The organism is Halobacillus sp. ABR2_026, from assembly GCF_056158545.1.
Genome location: NZ_JBSWTM010000001.1, coordinates 3,693,472 through 3,713,797, shown reverse-complemented (window position 1 = coordinate 3,713,797; position 20,326 = coordinate 3,693,472). Strand labels below are relative to the sequence as shown.

Sequence of the window (20,326 nt, the reverse complement as noted above, 5' to 3'; positions counted from 1 at the left end):
GGTTTTAATGATGAAAAAATGGATCATTGCATTAAGTTTAATCGTCATAGGAGGTCTTGTACTCGCAGGTTGCTCGAATGAAAGCGGGGCAGCCTCTGAGGAAACTAAGACAGTGAAAGTGGGATTGAACGGGTCAGGAGTACCAATCTGGGAGAAAATCAAAGAAAAAGCGGCTGAAGAAAGCATTGAAATTGAGCTCGTCGAATTTGCTGATTATGTTCGTCCTAATATGGCTCTTGCGGACGGAGACATCGATTTGAATGCTTTCCAAACGGTCTCCTATTTCGATTCTTTTATTGAAGAACATAACTTGGATCTTGCTCCGATCGGCACCACATTGATTGCCCCGATGGGTATCTACTCTGACAAGTATGAAGATGTCAGTGAAATTCCCGATGGAAGCTCAATTGCCATACCGAAAGAAGCGACTAACATGGGCCGGGCGCTCTTGCTTCTGGAAGAATCTGGTTTGATTGGACTTCCAGATGATTTTGACGGAAACGGCGATTTAAGCAAGGTGAAGGATAATCCTAAAAATCTTGAATTTGAACCGATTGTCGCGGCTCAAACCCCTCGTGTTCTGCCGGATGTATCAGCATCGATCATTAATAATGGTGTAGCGGTCGAAGCTGGATTTGTTCCGGTTGAAGATGCGATTGCCATTGAGGATGAAACGGCTCAACCATATATTAACATCATCGCCGCCCGTGCGGATGAAACCGACAATAAAACGTATCAAAAAATCGTAGAAATCTACCAACAGGAAGATGTAGCTCAACACATCGAGGAAGTATACAATCAGTCGCTCATTCCTACATTTGTTCCACTGGAAGACATCGGTTGGTAAAGGGGGGGGCGAGTATGAGTATAGGTATCAATCATTCATTAGAAGCCTCTATAGAAGAGAAATTGAAATTTCATCGAGAGAAATATCTGAAAGTCAGTCATGCGATTCACGCGAATCCTGAAGTTGGAAATGAAGAGTATTTTGCGTCCCAGCAACTAATATCTCTTCTTGAAGCGGCAGGTTTTGATGTGGATACGGGGATACCGGAACACCCGACAGCTTTTAAAGCACGTAAGGCTTCAGGTAAACCAGGATCTACAATTGGTTTCCTTGCTGAATATGATGCTCTCCCGAGTCTCGGGCACGCATGTGGGCACAACATTATCGGTACGGCTTCCGTGGCTGCTGCCATTACACTAGGAGATTTTTTGGAGCAAACAGGAGGAGAAGTAGTGGTACTTGGAACGCCTGCGGAAGAAGGAGGACCGAACGGAAGTGCAAAAGGTACTTTCGTGAGACACGGACTTGTACAAGAGTTGGATGCCTGTATGATGGTCCACCCTATGGGACGCACATCGGGCTCTGCTCCTACGCTTGCTGTAGACCCGGTTGACTTCGAGTTTTTTGGCAAGCCGGCCCATGCTGCAAGCAATCCCGAAGATGGGATCAATGCGCTGGATGGGGTTATTCAGTTATATAATGGGTTGAATGCGTTAAGACAGCATGTGACGGATGATGTCCGCATCCATGGAGTGATACTGGACGGAGGGGACGCTCCGAATATTGTCCCCAACTATGCACGTGCAAGGTTCTTTTTACGTGCAGATAAAAGAAAAACGTGCGATGAGCTGACGAAAAAGGCCGAACAGGTTGCCAAAGGCGCGGCAGAAATGACTGGAACCACTTATCGGATGACAAGGATACAAAATGGAGTCGATAACTTTAAGGTCACCCCGGAATTCGATCGTGTGTTTGAAGGAAAGATATCAAAGCTCGGGGAATATTATCACCAGAATCGTAAAGGATTGGGGTCCACGGATGCGGGGAATATCAGCCAGGTGATTCCAACTATTCACCCTTATATAAAAATCGGTGCAGATCATCTTGTAGCCCACACCGATGAATTCCGGGAAGCTGCAGTATCTGAACAAGGAGATGCAGCTCTAATCAAGGGGGCGGCAGCACTCGCTCAAACCGGCCTTGAATTATTAACAGATCCACTTTTGCTAAAAGATATCCAGGAGGAACATAAACGTCTTTAGTAGACAGCCGGTCCATAAGGGCCGGCTGATTCATTGTGTACGACTGGACCTTATATTAAAATAAGAGAAGTCATAGAGAGGACGTGAAGCATATGGATAAAGAAATCAAGTTAATCGCCTTGGATTTAGATGGAACTCTCGTCAACCACGAAGGTGAAGTCTCCAAAGCGAATGCTGAAGCAGTGCAGAAAGCAAAAGAAAAGGGGATCCATGTTGTGCTCAGTACAGGGCGTTCACTTTCCCGTTGCAGAACTATTGCAGAAGACCTTGGCCGTTCGTCGTATATCGTAACCATTAATGGTGGGGAAATTTACGATCATGAATTCAATCTTGTCGAGCAGAACAAACTGGAGCATAAACATGTTCAAAGGTTATGGGAATTGAAAAAAGAGCATGGACTTCATTTCTGGTCATCGACTGTCCAGGGCTTGTACAATAGTCAATCCCCGTTCGACAAGGACATAGTAGATTATGACTGGTTGAAATTCGGATTTGATATTGAAGAGGATGAAGTAAGGCTAGTGATCCTGGATGAGCTCAATAACAATGAGGACCTAGAAATTACAAACTCCAGTCCAACCAATATCGAAATCAATCCTGCGGGAGTGAATAAAGCAGCTGCTCTAATGAGAGTCTGCAAGTGGCTGGATCTAAGCATGGACCAGGTAATGGCCGTAGGGGACAGTATGAATGATATGGCGATGATTCGAGCAGCAGGTTTAGGTGTCGCTATGGGTAATGCCCAAGAGCCGGTAAAAGAAGAGGCGGACTTTACCACAAAGAGCCATAAAGATGATGGAGTGGCCTATGCCATTGAAAAAGTCTTGCAACAATAGGAAGAAACCAGCCGTACAAGGCTGGTTTCTTTTTTGTAGAGGACGTCTTATATCATAGGATGGTTAAGGTTTTAGGGTGGCTATTATTCGAGCGAAGATGCCCCGGCCGGAATAAAGGCTGTCGAAAACGTTCTAAATACAAAATAATGTAAGCGTTTTCCGTGAACGGCAGGAAAGGGAGCTGTGAAACGAGAATTACTTCCAATAGTCCAGAACTTCAGGGAGGAAATTTATGAAGGCAGCATACATAACGGAAGAACATGAAATACTCCGCCAATCATTGAAGAAATTTCTCGAGAAAGAGGCTTATCCTTATTATACCGAATGGGAAAATGCAGGTGAAGTTCCTCGTGAATTTTGGAAGAAGCTCGGAGAACAGGGGTATCTTTGTCCGTGGCTCGACGAAGAATACGGAGGCTTCGGAGCAGACTTTGGCTACTCGGTTGTCATTAATGAAGAGTTGGAAAAGGTGGGGACCGGTTTGATCGGCGTCGGTTTACACAATGACATTGTCGTCCCTTATTTGAAAGCCTACGGTTCAGAAGAGCAAAAGAAAAAATGGTTGCCGAAATGTACCACAGGTGAATGCATTACAGCGATTGCCATGACGGAACCTGGAGCCGGATCAGACCTTGCGTCTATACGTACAACGGCGGTGAAAAACGACGATGGCTATATACTGAATGGAGAGAAGACTTTTATAACAAATGGAATTCATGCAGATGTAATCGTTGTTGTCTGCAAAACAGACTCCCAAATATCTCCAGCTTATAAAGGGATCAGCCTGGTGATTGTGGAGAGGGATACTCCTGGTTTCTCAAGGGGAAGGAAACTGGACAAGATCGGGTTAAACAGTCAAGACACTTCAGAATTGATTTTTGAAGATGCAGCTGTACCTAATAGTCATCTGCTCGGTAAAGAAGGGGAAGGGTTTTATTATTTAATGAACCAGCTCCAGCAGGAACGTTTGATTGTAGGCATAGGAGCGATTTCCGCCTGTGAACGGATGATGGAGCTGACAATCGACTATGTGAAAGAGCGTAAGGCTTTCAATCAATCAATCGCTTCTTTTCAAAATACCCAATTCAAGCTGGCTGAACTTCAAACGGAAGTGGAAATTGGAAGGACTTTTCTCGACCGGACCATTGAAGCGCATATGCAGGGAGAAGATGTAGTGAAAGAAGTTTCGATGTCGAAATGGTGGACCACCGACCTTGTGAAAAAGGTAGCCATGGAATGCATGCATCTTCACGGCGGTTACGGATATATGGAAGAGTATGAGATTGCCAGGCGTTTCCGGGATGCCCCGGTCACCGCTATTTATGCAGGTTCCAATGAAATCATGAAAACGATCATTGCGAAAAAAATGGGCTTAGTATAGGAGGAATGATGAGGTGAATGAAGTAGTCATCGTGGAAGCGTTAAGAACTCCCGTAGGTAAAAGGGGCGGGAGGTTGAGTGAAGTACGTCCGGATATCCTTTTAGCTGATCTTCTCAAGACCCTTGTGGAAAGGGCTGGCATTAACCCTGAAGAAGTAGAGGATGTCATTGCCGGGTGTGTCAGCCAGGTGGGGGAGCAAGCAGGAGATATTGCCAGAATTGCTGCTCTTACGGCTGGTTTTCCTATAGAAGTACCGGGCGTCACAATTGATAGGCAGTGTGGATCAAGCCAACAGGCCATCCATTTTGCTTCTCAGGCGATTGCTTGTGGGGATATGGATGTGGTCATAGCTTGTGGGGTAGAAAGCATGTCAAGGGTACCGATGTTCTCGAATATGCAGGGCACGGGATTTAATGATCAATTGACTTCCAACTATGAAATGATTAATCAAGGTCTTTCAGCAGAACGGATTGCAGACCAGTGGGGATTGAGTAAAGAGGAACTTGATGCTTATGCTGCTGAAAGTCATCGAAGAGCGTTAAAAGCGATGGATGAAGGACGGTTTGAAAGAGAAATCACCCCTGTAGCTACAGCAGGGTCCCATTCATTCGGAATAGACGAAGGTCCTCGTCCAGGGACCTCAGTAGAATCGCTTGGCACCTTGAAGACAGTCTTCAAGGAAGATGGCAAAATTACCGCCGGGAATGCAAGTCAGATCAGTGATGGTGCAGCGGCCGTTTTATTAATGTCCCGCCGTAAAGCCGAAGAACTAGGTTTGAAGCCAAGGTTCAAAATCGTGTCCCGGGCGGTTGTTGGATCAGACCCTACGCTGATGCTCACAGGTCCCGTACCCGCTACATATAAAGTCTTGAAAAAAGCGGGGCTCCAGGTGAAAGACATTGATCTTTTTGAAGTAAATGAAGCATTTGCACCGGTTCCTTTATTCTGGATGAAAGAAACGGGAGTCTCTCATGAAAAATTGAATGTAAACGGAGGGGCGATCGCTCTAGGTCATCCATTAGGCGCTACAGGGGCGAAACTCATGACTACATTGGTTCATGAGCTGGAAAGAACAGAAGGTAAATATGGTCTGCTCGCGATCTGTGAAGGTCATGGGATGGCGAACGGTACGATTATTGAAAGGTTGGAGGGATAAGGGTGGATGTGAAAGATGTCGTTGCTGTCGTAACAGGAGGAGCTTCAGGTCTTGGTGAAGCGGTGGTTAGAAAGATAGTAAGAAATGGTGGCAGGGCCGTAGTTGTCGATCAAAATGCACAAAAAGGTGCAGCGCTCGCGGAAGAGTTAGGTGCTTCCGTAACGTTTATTCAAACAGACGTTACCTCAACTGATGCCATTAAGCAAATGCTTATCACGACGAAGGAAACGTTCGGGTTTTTAAACGCAGTCATCAACTGTGCAGGAATTGTTACCGGCGAAAAAGTAGTGGGGAAACAAGGCCCCCATCGTTTGGATTCTTTTTCGAAAATTATTGAAGTGAATCTAGTGGGTACCTTTAACGTGATTCGTCTGGCTGCTGAAGAAATGCAGAAAAACGAACCTAATGAATACGGAGAACGTGGCGTGATCATTAATACAGCATCGGTTGCCGCCTTTGAAGGGCAGATTGGGCAGGCGGCTTACAGTGCTTCCAAGGGAGGGGTGGCAGCTATGACGATGCCTGTGGCGAGGGAGCTTGCCCGGGACGGCATCCGTGTGATGGCCATTGCCCCTGGTTTATTTGAAACCCCTATGTTTGAACAGCTGCCTGTAGAAGCTAGAAATGCGCTGGGAAAAGCCACTCCATTCCCATCACGTTTAGGTAAGCCCTATGAATTTGCGAAGTTAGCTCTCAGCATCATAGATAATCCAATGTTGAACGGGGAGGTGATCCGTCTAGACGGAGCGATTCGAATGCAGCCTAAATAGGAAACTGTCCTGCGAGGTCTGAGGTTCGATTTGTAGGACTGAAGTACTCCGATTTGTTCGTGTGGAAGCTTTTTCTGTAAAGATCATGGCGGACGGATTCAAAAAAATCAAAAGGAGTCGATGAGAAAAATGGGACCAACACTTAGAAGTATGTTTGAGCAAACAGTAGCGAAGCATGCGGAGAAAGAGGGATTGGTAGATGTCCGGCTTGGAACAAGATGGACGTACGATGAATGGGACAAAGAGGTGAATCGTACGGCGAACGCCCTGAAAGCATCTGGTGTAGAGAAAGGAGATAGAGTCTCGACTGTTCTCTTTAATACGGCCGAATTTGCCACAGTGTTGTTTGCATGCATGAAGATCGGTGCTGTTTTTAATCCGGTGAACTTCCGCCTTACGGAAAAAGAAATTGCATTTATTGTGAAAGATGTTGACCCGAAGGTGGTCGTCTTTGAAAAAGCCACGGCCTCTCAAATCACTCCTGTAGCTAAAGAAATGCCAAATATCGAGTTCTGGTCCATTGATGAAGAGAATCTGCCCTATGCGATGAATTATTATGAAAGAGTCGAAGGAGTGACTACAGACCGCCCGGTATGCGAACTGAATGAGGACGATCCTTACGCCATCATGTATACCTCCGGTACAACGGGGCTTCCTAAGGGAGTTATTCATACTCATCGCGACATGATCGACCAAGCCTTGATCATGGCCGCATGTCTTCGCCTGACAGAAAGTGACCGGGGTTTGACGGTTGCTCCTATTTTCCATTGTGCGGAGCTTCATTGTGCCTTCTTTCCACGCGTGATGATTGGGGCAACCAACGTCTTCCTGCATCACTTTGAGCCAAACACAGTTATTGGAACCGTAAGAGAAGAACAAATCACTTCGTTCTTTGCTGCTCCCACAATGTGGAACATGATGTTACAGGAAGAATTCACGAAAGAGGACTTCCGAACGTTAAGGCAAGGTCTCTATGGAGGCGCGCCAATGGCCCCCGCTTTGACGATGAAACTGCATGAATCGTTGGGCGTACAACTCCTTCAGGCGTATGGTATGACAGAAATGGGCCCTGCCATTACAGCTCTTACAGAGGAAGAACAAGTGAAAAAAGCCGGGTCGGCAGGACGAGCCTTGTTGAATCATGAGGTGCGAGTGGTCAGGACGAATGAGCATGGACCGGCAGAGCCTGAAGAGATATGTAAACCGAATGAACTCGGGGAAATTATCGTTCGAGGGCCGAGCATGATGAGGGGGTATTACAATAGACCGGAAGCCACCGAAGAAGTGATGTATAAAGGATGGTATCATACGGGAGATATCGGAAGCTTTGACGAAGATGGATACCTATGGGTCAGTGACCGCGTAAAAGATATGATCCTGTCAGGTGGGGAGAATATTTATTCGAGAGAAGTGGAAGATGCTCTGTTCGACCATCCCGGGGTCATGGATGCTGCGGTCATAGGTGAACCGGATGAACTGTGGGGCGAACGTGTGGTAGCCTATATTGTGAAAAAAGACAGCGGAGTGACGGAACAAGAACTTGATGAATTTTGTATGACAGGAAACAGGCTTGCGCGGTATAAGAGACCGAGGCGTTATGAATTTGTCGATGAACTTCCACGAAATGCCAGTGGGAAGCTTCAGAAATTTAAGTTAAGAGAGCGGAGTAAAACATTATCGGAATAAAAACAGATTCAATTCCTGGGAAGGCTGCCGGTGACGACCGGCGGCTTTTTTTGTATTTCCCGGGCAATATTCGACAAGTCATTGAATCAGCTGTTTCAATTTTTGAATAGGCTGATCATCTCGCGCTTGTTCATAATTGAAAAATGGACAGCCTTTATCTTTCAGGCGATTCGGCACCGTAGCAATAGTAAATGCCTCTGGATGTAAACCTTCTTTCACTTCACTCCAGCGTAACGGTGTAGCTACAGTCGCTGCTTTAGTTGCTCTTGGGGAATAAGGAGCAATGATTGTTTTCCCTTCACCATGTTGGACATAGTCGATGTACAATCGGTCGCCTCGTTTCTTTTTCAGTCGTTCCACGGTAAATAAGTCAGGCCTTTCCTTCACAAGAAGGGACGCCAGGGTTTCTGTTATTTTTCGCGTTTCCTCATAATCCATCTCTCCTTCATGGATTGGAATATGAATCTGCATCCCTTTATTTCCGGAAGTCTTAATGAAACTGATGACGTCCAATTCATCTAATAAGTGTTTAAGAAGGTTTGCAGCTGTAATAGCTTGATGAAAATGGCTGTGATCTGCTGGATCCAAATCTATGACAATTTCATCAGGGCTTATCGCACCTGCTTTTTCGAAAGGGATGTGATATTCAAGTGCCCCTTGATTGGCGATCCAAAGGAGGGAGAGTAGCTTGTCACAAAGGATGAAAGGTTCTCCATCTTCCATCCACATGGTAAGGAATTCAGGAGCATAGTCCGGATAATGCTTTTGATAGAAAGATGCTTCATATACCCCATCTGGAAACCGGATTAAAGTTAACTTTTTATCTCTTATGAAAGAGAGAAGGTAGGGAGCGGTGTGTCGGATATACACGAGGAACTCCTGTTTAGAAACTCCTTTCCATAATGGTTTATCCACATGCGACGGCGAAGATGCATCAGGAAATAATGACAAATCCCACTGCTTTTTCGCTTCCGTGCAGTCTTCTGGGTCCAAATCAAATCTGAAACGATGAAAGCTGGGCTCACGCAGTTCTCCATTACGAGCGTTTAGACAATGCAGGTCCACACAAGTCCCCGGGGCTATGATCCAGTTGTCCTTACGCCTCTGCCCATTTTTCTTAATGAAGGTGTTGAGAGTTTCTTTTTCTTCCGCTGTTAATCCATGTTTGAATTTCCCAAGCGGGAGCCTGGTGTCTTCGTTGTAAAAGCCAACGTCATAATATCCATTTGTATAATTGTAACTTTTCAGGAACCCGGAGATTGTCCTCCATTGCTTCCATTTCATCCACTGCCTGCTGCGCTCTCCGGGATTGTAGGTGCTCTTTTTCCATTTAGCTATGATGCCTTCAGACTGATGGAGTTCAGCAACAGATAAAACTTCCTCTTGATTCTTGTAGACATCGGCTTTCCGGATGTTTGGGTGATTCAATTGATCGACAATGGTTTCCATGATTTCCTTTCGTTTTAACAGGGGAAGATCTTTTTCATCAACTTTGTCAAAAGCTATGAAAGTTGCTGGTCTTTCCTTTGACAGGCCTTGAATTTTTTGAAGGTTTCTCAATCGGCCTCTGTGCTGTAAAGCTTCAAAGTTTGCCTGATAGGGAGTGTTCAAAATGACTAGTTCTCCGTCCAATGTGAAGGGGACCAGATTCTTAGGAATCTCTATCTGTGCAATCTCCGGAAATTGTCTACTTAATTCTTTCCCGTTACGACTCATAATCTTGACGCCGCTTTCACAAGCTTCCAGAATGGCCCTGAACCCATCATATTTAATTTCATATACCCATTCTTTGCCTGTGGGAAGTTCTTCCGTTGTTGTTAACAGCATGGGTTTCATTTTCTCTTCCCCTTCCACTGATCCATGGTTCTTCTCCTGTAGTTTACCCATACATGTGAAACATATTTTTCCTCTTTCCCGTGAAACCTATAGAAAAATGGAGGGATCGCCATGCACACGATGTGGAAAGGAACCATCAGTTTTGGGCTGGTAAATATACCAGTTAAACTGCATGCTGCAACAGAGAATAAGGATATTAAATTAAGACAGCTTCATGAGGAATGCAAGTCTCCGGTGGAGTATGAGAAACGCTGCCCTGTATGTGATCGTGAAATAGAGAATGATGAGATTGTCAAAGCTTATGAATATGCAAAGAATAAATTTGTTGTTTTAGATAAGGAAGATCTTGATCAATTAAAAAAGGAGCAGGAAGACAAAGCGGTAGAGATCATCGATTTCGTCAAACTGGAAGAAATTGACCCGATTTATTTTGAACGAAGCTATTTTATTTCTCCCAGTGAAGGGGGTTCCAAGGCATATAGTCTTTTGAGACAAGCCCTTGGAGACACAGAGAAAATCGGAATTGCAAAAATCATCATCCGTTCGAAGGAACAATTGGCTATTGTACGCGTCTATGAAAACACGCTGTTGATGGAAACGATCCACTATCCAGATGAAGTAAGGTCTGTCCAGGATGTACCCAATGTCCCGGAAGAAACAGATCTGAGTAAAAAAGAACTGAGCACAGCCGTTACATTAATTGACCAGCTGACGGCGGAATTCGATCCGGACAAATACAAAGACGAGTATCGGACAGCTTTGATGGAATTGATTGAAGCGAAGAAAAATAATGAAGAGGTGACAACGGCTAAAGATAAGCCGAAGCCTGATAATGTAACAAATCTAATGGACGCTTTGGAGAAGTCCCTGGAGAAAACGAAAGGGTCGTCCAAAAAGAAGAAAACAACAAAAAGAAAAACGACGACCTCAGGAAAGAAAAAGACTTCTTAGTCCTTCCTTGATGTCTATAGGGATTTGATCTGTATAATAGTGAGGAACTTATTAACGTTCGGAGGGGGAGTCATGACAGTACGTTCAGAAGAAGTGGAACTACTGATGCACCCTGCGCTCGCCTCGCTTTCTGTTGAGGGAGATCGCTTGAACAAGAAACAGAAAGCCCTTGTGAAGAAACGTTTGACTGGTGAGCTCTCTCACGAGGCGTTTATAGCCCAGGCGTTGGAATTGGCGCGGCATGCCTCATCCTAGGTACGGAAACGGGAAGTCGAAGTACTGTTTTGCGGGAACAGATGTCTTAATCAATCATCTCCGGTTCCGGGTGATTTTGACCTGCTTCATTTACAAAAAATCCATACCCATCTTTTTTAGACCTTTATCCATTTGCCGGTAAATTAAGGACAGATAATCTGATGAAAGACGGGTTTTCTTTTGCTCAGGCCCGCTACATTCATGAGGCGGCGGATCTGATTTTTCAATAGTTGATGGGGAAGGACTGGAAAAGCTTCAGCCGTTTTCAGGCGAGTATACGATCGGTGAAAGATGTGGGACCTCTTGCTAAAGTAATGAGTCAATCGATATCCACCTACCAAAAACCATCCGCGTGAATTCACGCGGGTGGTTTTTTGGATGAGAGGTCTCGGTCCTCTCTCAATTCCCTGGAAAATTCTTCACAAAAATGAACAGATACGAAGGATTAAGAGGATTTCTTTTGAAAAGCTGACCATTCCAAGAATGTTTAGTCTATCCGCAGGTCTTATCAACATTTCGCTTGTTTTGCTTTTTTTTGACAGCAGAACCGGTTTGATAGACACATAAAAAAAGCGTAGCCTGATTCGTATGCAACTTATGCATGCAAATTTAGGAGGTTCTTATAACTATGTGTGGAATTTTCGTTTCTCAAGGAGAGATGAGTGAAAATCAAATGGAGGATGTACTGGGTCTGTTGTACCATCGTGGTCCGGACGAGGGGAAATCCGTCGTTAGCGATCGGATTCATCTGGGGCACCGACGCTTGTCGATCATCGGTCTTGATGACGGCATTCAACCGATCAATACAGCCGATGAAAAACGCTGGATTGTCTGTAATGGGGAGATTTATAATTACAAGTCTATTAAAAAATCTTTAGAAGAGGATGTTTCTTTTCTAACCCATTCTGATAGTGAAGTCGCTTTGAAATTAGTAGAACAACAAGGGCCGGAAGCGATTGATCAGCTGGATGGGATGTTCGCTTTCTTCATTGCTGATGAAGAAAATCATTCCTTTGTTGTGGCACGGGATACCCTTGGAATCAAACCGCTTTATTACGGAGAGGACAGTAGTGGTCAGTATGTATTTTCATCTGAATTAAAAGCGATTGAATCCTTTGTGGAAGAAGCGAAAGAGTTTCCACACGGACACTACTTTACACCTGAAGAGGGATTTGTTTGTTATCGGAAAATCCAGTCCCCAGATCAATCCTACACACAAGATGAAATGAGTGAAGTGTTTACTTCCATTCAACAAACGATGCAGGAAGCTGTTCAAAAGCGATTGATAGCGGATGTTGAAGTGGGTGTTCTTCTCAGCGGAGGGTTAGACAGCAGTCTCATCGCGGCACTTGCTGAAAAGCACAAAGGGACGGACAAACCATTGAAATCATTCTGTGTAGGTTCTGAAGGGAGTGCGGATATCCTAAATGCCCGGATTGTTGCGGAAGCTTTAGGCACAGAACACTATGAATATATCTATACGGAAGAAGAATTGATCGAGGCTGTTTCTGATGTCATCTATCACTTGGAGTCTTACGAGCCTTCTCTTGTACGGAGTGCCATTCCTAACTACTTTGTTTCTAAACTGGCAGCTGAACATGTCAAAGTCATCTTATCCGGAGAAGGTGCTGACGAGCTATTTGCCGGTTATGCCTACATGGAAAAATATCAGGACACCGCATCTATGAATAAAGAAATCATCCGTGTGCTGAACACTCTTCATCATGTAAACCTCCAGCGGGCGGACCGTATGAGCATGGCTCACTCCATTGAGCTGCGCGTTCCTTTTCTCGATTTGGATGTCGTTGATAATGCCTTACAAATTCCTGCCGGATTGAAAGTGCATAAAAAAGACCGTATGGAAAAATGGATGCTTCGAAAAGCATTTGACGGTATTATTCCTGACGAAGTGTTATGGCGCAAAAAGGCAGAGTTCTCCGAAGGGAGCGGCGCTTTGGACCTCCTTGATATACATGCAGAACGGACAATTACAGATGGAGATTTCCAAAATCTTCAGGAAGAGGCGCCCGTCTCTATTCGTTCTAAACAGGAAATGTTCTATTATCAGATTTTCAGAAATCATTTTCCAAAAGAAAAAATGCTTCATACCGTTGGCAAATGGGCGACGGCATGATTTCCAAGAACAGATGTCTTGTGCATCTGTTCTTTTTTTTGGACTCGTTCAGGGCGCTCACTGTTGTAGTAGACGCCGCTCTGATCTGTCTGGCAATTGTGGGTAAAAATGACTTTTATCTTTTATTACAGGGGGATGTTCCACTATAATTAAAATAACTGAAAATTCAAAACGAAAACATCCATATCAGAAAGGGGAAATATAGGATGATCAGCCTTTCTCTCAGGGAAGTGTGGCAGGCGAAGAAGAGAATCGATTCCCTCGTCAAACCTACCCCGCTCTTTTATTCAGATCCGCTTTCAAAACATACAGGGGCGCGTATTCATCTGAAACTTGAACATACCCATCCCACCGGTTCTTTCAAACTCAGAGGGGCGGCGAATAAAATGCTGACTCTCGACCAGGAGGATTTGGAAAAAGGGGTGACGACGTTCTCGACAGGTAACCATGGCATATCGGTAGCTTATGTAGCTGACAAGCTGGGAATTCCTTGTACCGTCTGTATATCCGATCGTGTTCCCAAAGCGAAAGTGAATCGTTTGGAAGATCTAAACGCAACGGTGGAGGTGGTCGGGAAGAGTCAGGATGATGCGGAAGCAAGATGTAGTGAATTGGAACGAGTGGAAGGAAAGACAGTGATCAAGCCTTTCGATGATCGGGCTATCATTGCAGGTCAGGGAACGATTGCTCTGGAAATTATGGAACAGTGTCCGGGTGTGGATGAAGTCGTGATCCCTTTATCTGGAGGAGGGCTGTTATCAGGAATTGCTTTTGTAATGAAATCTATAGATTCTTCTATCCATGTTACCGGTGTAACGATGGAAAAAGGGGCAGTCATGCAGGAGAGTCTCCGCCATGGAAAGCCGGTCATCCTCGAGGAACAGCCTACATTGGCCGATAGTTTGCTCGGAGGAATCGGAACGGACAATCGGTTCACCTTTCCGATGACTCAAAAGTATATGGATGAAGGTGTCTTAATAGAAGAATCGAAAATTGAGGAAGGACTGCTCTTTGTCCTTGAACATCATAAAATGGTCGTGGAAGGAGCTGCTGCGACTTGTGTGGGACACCTTCTTCACAGGAGTTCCCGGATAGATCAGAAGGTCGTGGTCATCATGAGTGGGAACAATATCGACCATGAGGTTGTTCAAGGACTCATTGTTAATTCGTAAGCGGGGAGGAGTGGAGATGGGGGTTGCGGTGGAAGAGGTTTTGAAACTTCCAGTATTCCAACAGGCGAAAGTTCAGACAGAATTGTATGAGCGCGAGGTGGACTGGATATCTGTCATTGAAACACCTGTAGAGAACTTTGTGAGGAACAATGAGTTTGTTTTAAGTACAGGAGTAGGGTGTGCAGACGATGTTCTTGCACTCGAAGAGTATGTGAAAGATGTCATTCGTTCGGAAGCATCCATTCTCGCATTTGCCACAGGACGTCATCTGTATAAAATTCCGGACCGGGTGTTGAAGCTTGCTGAGGAACATAAATTGATCGTCATGGAAATACCATGGGAGATCCGCTTTGGGGATATTCTGCAGGATGTATTACGGCTAATCAGTAAGGAAAAGCAGAATGAGCAGCAACGGACAGAAGAAATACGTCAGGAATTGATCAACTGTGTCCTAAATGGGAAAGGGCTTCAGGAGATCACTACCATTGTTTATCAAACAACAGGTATCCCCACAGCCATCAGTGATCATAACAAACAGGTCCGGTCCAATCAGTATTTCGATCGTTACTATATTGATATTCTGAATGGGAATGAGCCTTCGAAGGAGGGGGTTCTCGTCCAAACGCAACTGGAGAGTGATCACCCCCTGTGTCATTACATTGAAACCTATGAGTTTAAAGATCAAAAATGCTATCAGCTGACAATTTTATCGAACTATAAAAAGCAGGGATATATCCTTTTTAAGCCCGAGGATGAAAAAGATTTGAACTGGGTGAATCTCCATATTTTAGAACATGCCCTCACAGCCTGCGCCCTTTATTTTGTAAAAGAAAACGCGATTGAAATGACGGAAATACGGCTGAAAGACAACTTTTTATTAGACTTAGCAAAGCAGGATAAGGAAATGGATCGGGCGCTTTTGTCGAAGGCACAGCTCCTCGGTTATGATTTAGAGAAACCGTACATCTGCCTGGTCGGTCATATTCGTTTCGTTCCTGCGGAAGAAGAGAAACCGAATGCCACAAGATCCCATGTGAAGTCTTCCTCGATCAACAGCCGGAATTATTATATTCAAAAGGAAATCACCCACGCAGGAGATACTCTCCAAAGGCGTACGATGACGACGTTTGATGAAGGTGAAGTGATCGTTTATTTAGAAACGGACCGTCCGGACTTTGAAGAAATTGCGAATCAGTTTCTGGATTTGATTGAGCGGAGACTTCATGAGCTGTTGAAGGGGATTACAATCAGTTGGGGAATCTCCTGTCATAAAGGAGGCTACCAGGTCTTTCATAAAAGTTATGAAGAAGCAGCGACGGCATTGAAAATTGGTCAGCAGCATGAGGAGGGTGAACGGACATTTTTCAGTGATACGAGAATGAATCGGTTACTGATGGCCCTGTCCCATGAAGAGGAAATCGGCACCATCGTATCGGATACTCTAGAGAAGCTGATTGATTATGATCAGAAGAGGCAGACAGAATTGATCCATACGTTTATGGTCTATAATAAATACAACAGCAATGTCAGTCAGACAGCTCGTGCCCTTAACCTTCACCGTCAATCTCTGCTTCACAGACTGAGAAATATTGAGCATTTGACGGGCTTGTCCCTTCTGAATGCGGATGATCTCTTTTTACTGGAGCTGAGTGTAAGGCTGTGGATCCTGAAAAAAGTAGATGCCTAGAGCGCCCAGGGATGGCGCTCTATTTTTGATCCTTAACGGTGGTTTTCCACTTCTCCTGTCCTGTTCCCCTTTGATCAAGTGTAATCGTCCACTGGTCGGTTTCTTCATCAAAGGAAAGTAAAGAAACAATGAGAACTTCGGTCTGGGCCTGCCCTTTTTCAGATAAGGCTGTGGACAAAGCTTCAGATGCTTTCATGTCTGCCCCTTGGACTTCACTCATTTCAAGCTCCAGCACTTTTTCTGCCGCTGCTTGTTCAGGATAAGATTCAGCAATCGCCCCATCCACCCAGACTTCCACTTGTTTTCCCACCCATTGGCCTTCAGGCACATCGGATACCCACATGGCTCGTCCTTCATCCTTAGATCCATCATTCATTGGGGTGACAACAAGAAGTCTGTCCTCTTCCTGGGCCATGACGAACCCGCTTATATCAGGAGCAGCAGTTTCAGCATCCACTTCCTCTACATCCACTGGTTCCGTTTTTGATAAAAGGCCGCAACTACTGAGAAAAAAAGAAATGATGATCGACATTCCAAGCATCCCTATGATTTTCATGTTTCCCACACTCCTTTTCTACTTTATGAAGACGTTTGAATGGTAGAGAAAGTTTCACATGACAGAAACATCCAACTTTGTTATGATGATAATCAACAAGCGAATAGATTTATGAAACTACTAGGGGGGCCTGAATAGGCTGAGAGGAAAGTAGACAAACTTTCCGACTCTTATGAACCTGATCTGGTTAATACCAGCGGAGGGAAGTAGTCTGACGATACATGTATCGACTTACTGCATACCAGGCCAGGTCCTCTAAGGATCTGGCTTTTTTGTTATAACCTGTTCAGCTTCTTTCAAAGAGGGAGGTGACCTATGAAAAATACGAAGGTGCTCACTACGATGGCTGTCCTTGTCGCCATGGGGACGATCGGCGCACAGCTTCTCTGGTTCCCTGCAGGGATAGCCAAAGCTTATCCTGTACAGCATGCTGTAAATGTGATCGCGGCAGTGGTGCTTGGTCCTGTTCCGGCGGTCACTATCGCTTTTGTTATTGGTATGCTGCGTTTTCTACTGGGGCTAGGCACGATTCTAGCTTTTCCGGGCGGAATGTTCGGTGCTCTACTTGCTGGAATTTGTTATCGGATTTATGAGAAAAAGAGGTCTGCGGTGATTGGTGAAGTACTTGGTACCGGCGTCATCGGGGCATTCGTTTCAGTACCGATTGCACATGCTCTGATGGGAAGTGGTGCAGGTGCATTAACCTTCCTTCCATCGTTCCTCGTGAGTAGTGTTTCTGGAGCGTTAATTGCTTCTTTCATTCTATCACGCGTCAAAAAGGAAAATATGATCTTACAACCATAATACACGGAAACTGCTAGGGGCGCGAGTAATCGCTGAGATAAGGATCATTTTCCTTGGTCCCTTACTACCTGATCCGGGTCATGCCGGCGGAGGGAAGTAGTATTAGTCCTCTACTGTCCTCTAGTAGCTTCCGATAATAATAGGAGGCTCTACCATGTCTTTTTCCAACCAAATAAGAAGAGAAAACCAGGATGTTTATCAAGCCATTTTCAATCACCCTTTCATTCAGGGAATCGGAAAGGGAGAAGTCACGAAACATGCTTTGACTCATTACATCAAAGCTGATTATGAGTATTTGAATGCCTTTATGCATGTTTATGGAATAGCTATTTCTAAGTCTACGGATCGGAGAGATATTCAACTTTTTAACGAACAAATCGATTTTGTGCTGAACAGTGAAGTTCATCCTCACAACAACTTTTGTGAACAGATCGGCGTTCCTTACGAAGAACTTCAAGGCTTTCCACTGCCTCCGACCGCGGATCATTATATCAAGCATATGCTCTACCATGCTCATCATGGCGGCATTGGAGAAATTTTGGCCGCTTTGCTCCCATGCCCGTGGACGTATTACGAGATCGGTGTTGAATTGATGGAAACATTCAAACCTGACGACGGCCATCCTTTTTATCCATGGATCCAATTTTATGCCGATGCGGATGTGAAAAGCCTCACCAGCGTGTTGTGTGAACGTCTGGATGCATACGCGGAAGACGCTTCAGAAGTTGAAAAGCAGCGGATGAGAGAAGCCTTCAGGAAAAGCTGCCAGTTGGAATATGCCTTTTGGGAAATGGCTTACACCGAGGAACAGTGGCCTTGTGAAAAGGAGGGAGTACGATGAGGGACGTGTCCTGTGCTTTGACGATTGCCGGTACAGATCCGAGCGGAGGCGCCGGGGTTCAAGCAGATTTGAAAACATTTCAGGAGTTGAAAAGCTATGGAATGAGTGTCGTCACTTCCGTTGTTTCACAAAATACGACGGGGGTCAAAGATGTCCATCACCTGCCTGAAGAATTCATAGAAAGCCAATTAAGGGCCGTGTCGGAGGATATGCCTGTGCATGCATTAAAAACGGGAATGATCGCGAATAAAAAAATGATGAAAGTCATTAGTGGATGGCTGTCAGATCTGGATGCTCCATATGTGATGGATCCGGTCATGGTCGCTCAAAGTGGCGATCCATTGATAGAAAGAGAAGATCAGCGTTATTTAAAAGAATATCTTTTGCCGCAGACAGCCCTTGTCACCCCGAACCTTCCCGAAACGGAAGTGATGGTCGGGGGAGATATTGCGACAGAAGCGGATATGAAAGAAGCAGCTGAAGTCATCGTGAAGGAATTCGGGGCTGGAGCTGCCTTGATCAAAGGGGGCCACCTTAAAGGAAGAGCGATCGATTTTCTGTATGATGGTAAGCAATTTTATGAATTTGAGGCTGAACGCATCGATTCTTCCAACACTCATGGCACCGGTTGTACGTATTCTGCTGCCATTACAGCGTATTTAAGTCAAGGCTACCCGCTTCCTCAGGCCGTTAAAGAAGCGAAGCAATTCGTAACCGAGGCCATCCGTTACTCCTTTGATTTAGGGAAAGGAAACGGGCCGACGAATCATTTTGCCCTACGTAAGGAGGTTAATCAACCATGAAAAATCACGTCATCCAACAAGTAAGAGAACAGCGGCCGCTCATTCATAATATGACGAATGCAGTGGTCATGAACTTTACAGCAAACGGCCTGTTGGCATTTGGAGGATCTCCAATCATGGCCAACGCAAAGCAGGATGCTCCAGATATCACCCGTTTATCTCAAGGTCTTTTATTAAATATCGGTACGTTGCATGAGGAGCAGGTTGAGGCGATGATACTCGCAGGGAAAGTAGCGAATGAGTCTGGGATCCCTGTCGTACTTGATCCTGTGGGTGCCCCAGCGACTTCCTATCGGTCCACAGTCTGTAAAAAAATTCTGAAGGAAGTTAGCCCGACAGTCATTAAGGGGAATGCGGGTGAACTTGCCCATCTCGTCGGTGTAAACGTTGAAACAAAAGGGGTGGATTCCTCAGAAGCGTCGGATCAAGAGTCCATCGTCCGACGGGTGGCGGAACAATATCAGACAGGTGCCGTATGTACAGGGAAGAAAGATGTCGTGTGTATCGATGGGGAACTCTCTTACAATGAAACGGGACATCCTTACCTTGCGCAAGTTACAGGTTCTGGTTGTTTGTTAGGATCTCTGCTGGCCGCAGGTTTATCAGTCGAAGGCCGCCCGTTAGAAAAAGTGCTTGCTATACTCAGCCATTATGGATGGGCAGCGGAGCAGGCGGCCTCCCATCCCGATGTCGGGGGGCCTGGCACTTTTCTCCCGCGTTTTATAGATGCCCTGGCAAAGGATGAAGATTCATGAATGCTGAAAAACTAAGAAAATACTTTATTATGGGGAGTCAAAACTGTGAACGTGACCCTTTGACTATTTTGGATGAGGCACTTAAAGCAGGTATTACTTGCTTTCAATACAGAGAAAAAGGGGAAGGCGCGTTGTCGGGAGAGGCGAAGTACAGCCTCGGGCATAAGCTTCGTCAGCGATGCGCGGAAGCGGGAGTGTTGTTCATCGTCAATGATGATGTCGAGTTATTTGATGCCCTGAAGGCAGATGGAATCCATGTTGGTCAGGATGATCGGAGCGTAGAGGAAATCCGGTCGAAATTTCCTGAAACAATCATTGGACTCTCGGTATCCAATCGCTCTGAGTTAGCATCCAGTCCCATTGACCATATTGATTATTTAGGTATTGGCCCTATGTATGAAACGAATACAAAGTCAGATGCCAGCCCGGTCGTGGGACCACAGTGGGTGAAAGTTGTAAAGGAACGACATCCGGACCTGCCGGTAGTAGGGATCGGAGGGATACACCCTGGGAATTCCGCAAGAGTGATCGAAGCAGGGGCGGATGGGGTGGCTGTCATTTCAGCGATCACCCAGGCAGAAAACATCGCTGCTGCAGTAAACTCCATATAGACAGAAAAAAGGAACGCATAGGCCATGCGTTCCTTTTTTCTGT

19 protein-coding genes and 2 riboswitches are annotated in these 20,326 nt (G+C 45.3%); of the genes, 17 read left to right on the top strand and 2 right to left on the bottom strand.

Features of this window, described 5'->3' with window-relative positions; all coding sequences use genetic code 11:
* The first annotated feature begins 10 nt into the window (after positions 1-10).
* From ACXADE_RS18820 to ACXADE_RS18790, 7 genes are all read left to right on the top strand, one after another.
* Positions 11-847 (top strand): MetQ/NlpA family ABC transporter substrate-binding protein, encoded by an 837-nt coding sequence (locus ACXADE_RS18820; protein WP_474981952.1) that lies wholly within the window; start codon positions 11-13, stop codon positions 845-847.
* A gap of 14 nt (positions 848-861) precedes the next feature.
* Positions 862-2,049 (top strand): M20 family metallopeptidase, encoded by a 1,188-nt coding sequence (locus ACXADE_RS18815; RefSeq protein WP_474981951.1) that lies wholly within the window; start codon positions 862-864, stop codon positions 2,047-2,049.
* A 92-nt stretch (positions 2,050-2,141) separates the two neighbouring features.
* Positions 2,142-2,885, top strand: a complete 744-nt coding sequence (locus tag ACXADE_RS18810) for a Cof-type HAD-IIB family hydrolase (protein ID WP_474981950.1) — start codon at positions 2,142-2,144, stop codon at positions 2,883-2,885.
* 232 nt (positions 2,886-3,117) lie between these two features.
* A complete protein-coding gene (locus tag ACXADE_RS18805) occupies positions 3,118-4,266 on the top strand; it encodes an acyl-CoA dehydrogenase family protein (protein WP_474981949.1) in 1,149 nt (382 codons plus the stop codon).
* 13 nt (positions 4,267-4,279) lie between these two features.
* Positions 4,280-5,422 carry a thiolase family protein gene (locus tag ACXADE_RS18800; RefSeq protein ID WP_474981948.1) on the top strand — a complete coding sequence of 381 codons (1,143 nt, stop codon included), beginning with the start codon at positions 4,280-4,282 and terminating at the stop codon, positions 5,420-5,422.
* A gap of 2 nt (positions 5,423-5,424) precedes the next feature.
* Positions 5,425-6,192 carry a 3-hydroxyacyl-CoA dehydrogenase gene (locus tag ACXADE_RS18795; RefSeq protein WP_474981947.1) on the top strand — a complete coding sequence of 256 codons (768 nt, stop codon included), beginning with the start codon at positions 5,425-5,427 and terminating at the stop codon, positions 6,190-6,192.
* A gap of 129 nt (positions 6,193-6,321) precedes the next feature.
* Positions 6,322-7,878, top strand: coding sequence for a long-chain-fatty-acid--CoA ligase (locus ACXADE_RS18790; protein ID WP_474981946.1), 1,557 nt, complete (start codon positions 6,322-6,324; stop codon positions 7,876-7,878).
* A 78-nt stretch (positions 7,879-7,956) separates the two neighbouring features.
* Here the strand turns inward: ACXADE_RS18790 and ligD are convergent, their stop codons facing one another.
* Positions 7,957-9,714, bottom strand: a complete 1,758-nt coding sequence (gene ligD / locus ACXADE_RS18785) for a DNA ligase D (RefSeq protein WP_474981945.1) — start codon at positions 9,712-9,714, stop codon at positions 7,957-7,959.
* A 111-nt stretch (positions 9,715-9,825) separates the two neighbouring features.
* Between ligD and ku the strand changes: the two genes are divergently transcribed.
* The 5 genes from ku (at position 9,826) to ACXADE_RS18760 (ending at position 15,913) form a co-directional block, all read left to right on the top strand.
* Positions 9,826-10,665 carry a non-homologous end joining protein Ku gene (ku, locus tag ACXADE_RS18780; RefSeq protein WP_474981944.1) on the top strand — a complete coding sequence of 280 codons (840 nt, stop codon included), beginning with the start codon at positions 9,826-9,828 and terminating at the stop codon, positions 10,663-10,665.
* Between the two features lie 72 nt (positions 10,666-10,737).
* Positions 10,738-10,920, top strand: a complete 183-nt coding sequence (locus ACXADE_RS18775; RefSeq protein WP_474981943.1) for a hypothetical protein — start codon at positions 10,738-10,740, stop codon at positions 10,918-10,920.
* A gap of 628 nt (positions 10,921-11,548) precedes the next feature.
* Positions 11,549-13,054, top strand: coding sequence for an asparagine synthase B (gene asnB / locus ACXADE_RS18770; RefSeq protein WP_474981942.1), 1,506 nt, complete (start codon positions 11,549-11,551; stop codon positions 13,052-13,054).
* 206 nt (positions 13,055-13,260) lie between these two features.
* The gene (locus ACXADE_RS18765; RefSeq protein WP_474981941.1) at positions 13,261-14,226 is read left to right on the top strand and encodes a pyridoxal-phosphate dependent enzyme; all 966 of its coding nucleotides are present in this window, start codon (positions 13,261-13,263) and stop codon (positions 14,224-14,226) included.
* A gap of 16 nt (positions 14,227-14,242) precedes the next feature.
* Positions 14,243-15,913, top strand: a complete 1,671-nt coding sequence (locus ACXADE_RS18760; protein ID WP_474981940.1) for a PucR family transcriptional regulator — start codon at positions 14,243-14,245, stop codon at positions 15,911-15,913.
* A 19-nt stretch (positions 15,914-15,932) separates the two neighbouring features.
* Here the strand turns inward: ACXADE_RS18760 and ACXADE_RS18755 are convergent, their stop codons facing one another.
* On the bottom strand, positions 15,933-16,469 hold the full coding sequence (locus ACXADE_RS18755) for a DUF3221 domain-containing protein (protein ID WP_474981939.1): 537 nt from the start codon (positions 16,467-16,469) through the stop codon (positions 15,933-15,935).
* A 112-nt stretch (positions 16,470-16,581) separates the two neighbouring features.
* Positions 16,582-16,691, top strand: a riboswitch (TPP riboswitch).
* 93 nt (positions 16,692-16,784) lie between these two features.
* On the opposite strand from ACXADE_RS18755, the gene thiW reads away from it, so the two are divergent.
* The 5 genes from thiW to thiE all read left to right on the top strand — a co-directional run bounded on the left by thiW (position 16,785) and on the right by thiE (position 20,283).
* Positions 16,785-17,273 (top strand): energy coupling factor transporter S component ThiW, encoded by a 489-nt coding sequence (thiW, locus tag ACXADE_RS18750; protein WP_474981938.1) that lies wholly within the window; start codon positions 16,785-16,787, stop codon positions 17,271-17,273.
* Positions 17,274-17,278: 5 nt separating this feature from the next.
* Positions 17,279-17,385: riboswitch (TPP riboswitch) on the top strand.
* Positions 17,386-17,427: 42 nt separating this feature from the next.
* On the top strand, positions 17,428-18,114 hold the full coding sequence (gene tenA, locus ACXADE_RS18745) for a thiaminase II (RefSeq protein ID WP_474981937.1): 687 nt from the start codon (positions 17,428-17,430) through the stop codon (positions 18,112-18,114).
* Positions 18,111-18,917, top strand: a complete 807-nt coding sequence (gene thiD / locus ACXADE_RS18740; RefSeq protein ID WP_474981936.1) for a bifunctional hydroxymethylpyrimidine kinase/phosphomethylpyrimidine kinase — start codon at positions 18,111-18,113, stop codon at positions 18,915-18,917. Before tenA ends, thiD begins: the two co-directional genes overlap by 4 nt.
* A complete protein-coding gene (thiM, locus tag ACXADE_RS18735; RefSeq protein ID WP_474981935.1) occupies positions 18,914-19,672 on the top strand; it encodes a hydroxyethylthiazole kinase in 759 nt (252 codons plus the stop codon). The genes thiD and thiM overlap by 4 nt, the downstream gene beginning before the upstream one ends.
* Positions 19,669-20,283, top strand: coding sequence for a thiamine phosphate synthase (gene thiE, locus ACXADE_RS18730; RefSeq protein ID WP_474981934.1), 615 nt, complete (start codon positions 19,669-19,671; stop codon positions 20,281-20,283). The genes thiM and thiE overlap by 4 nt, the downstream gene beginning before the upstream one ends.
* Positions 20,284-20,326: the final 43 nt, after the last annotated feature.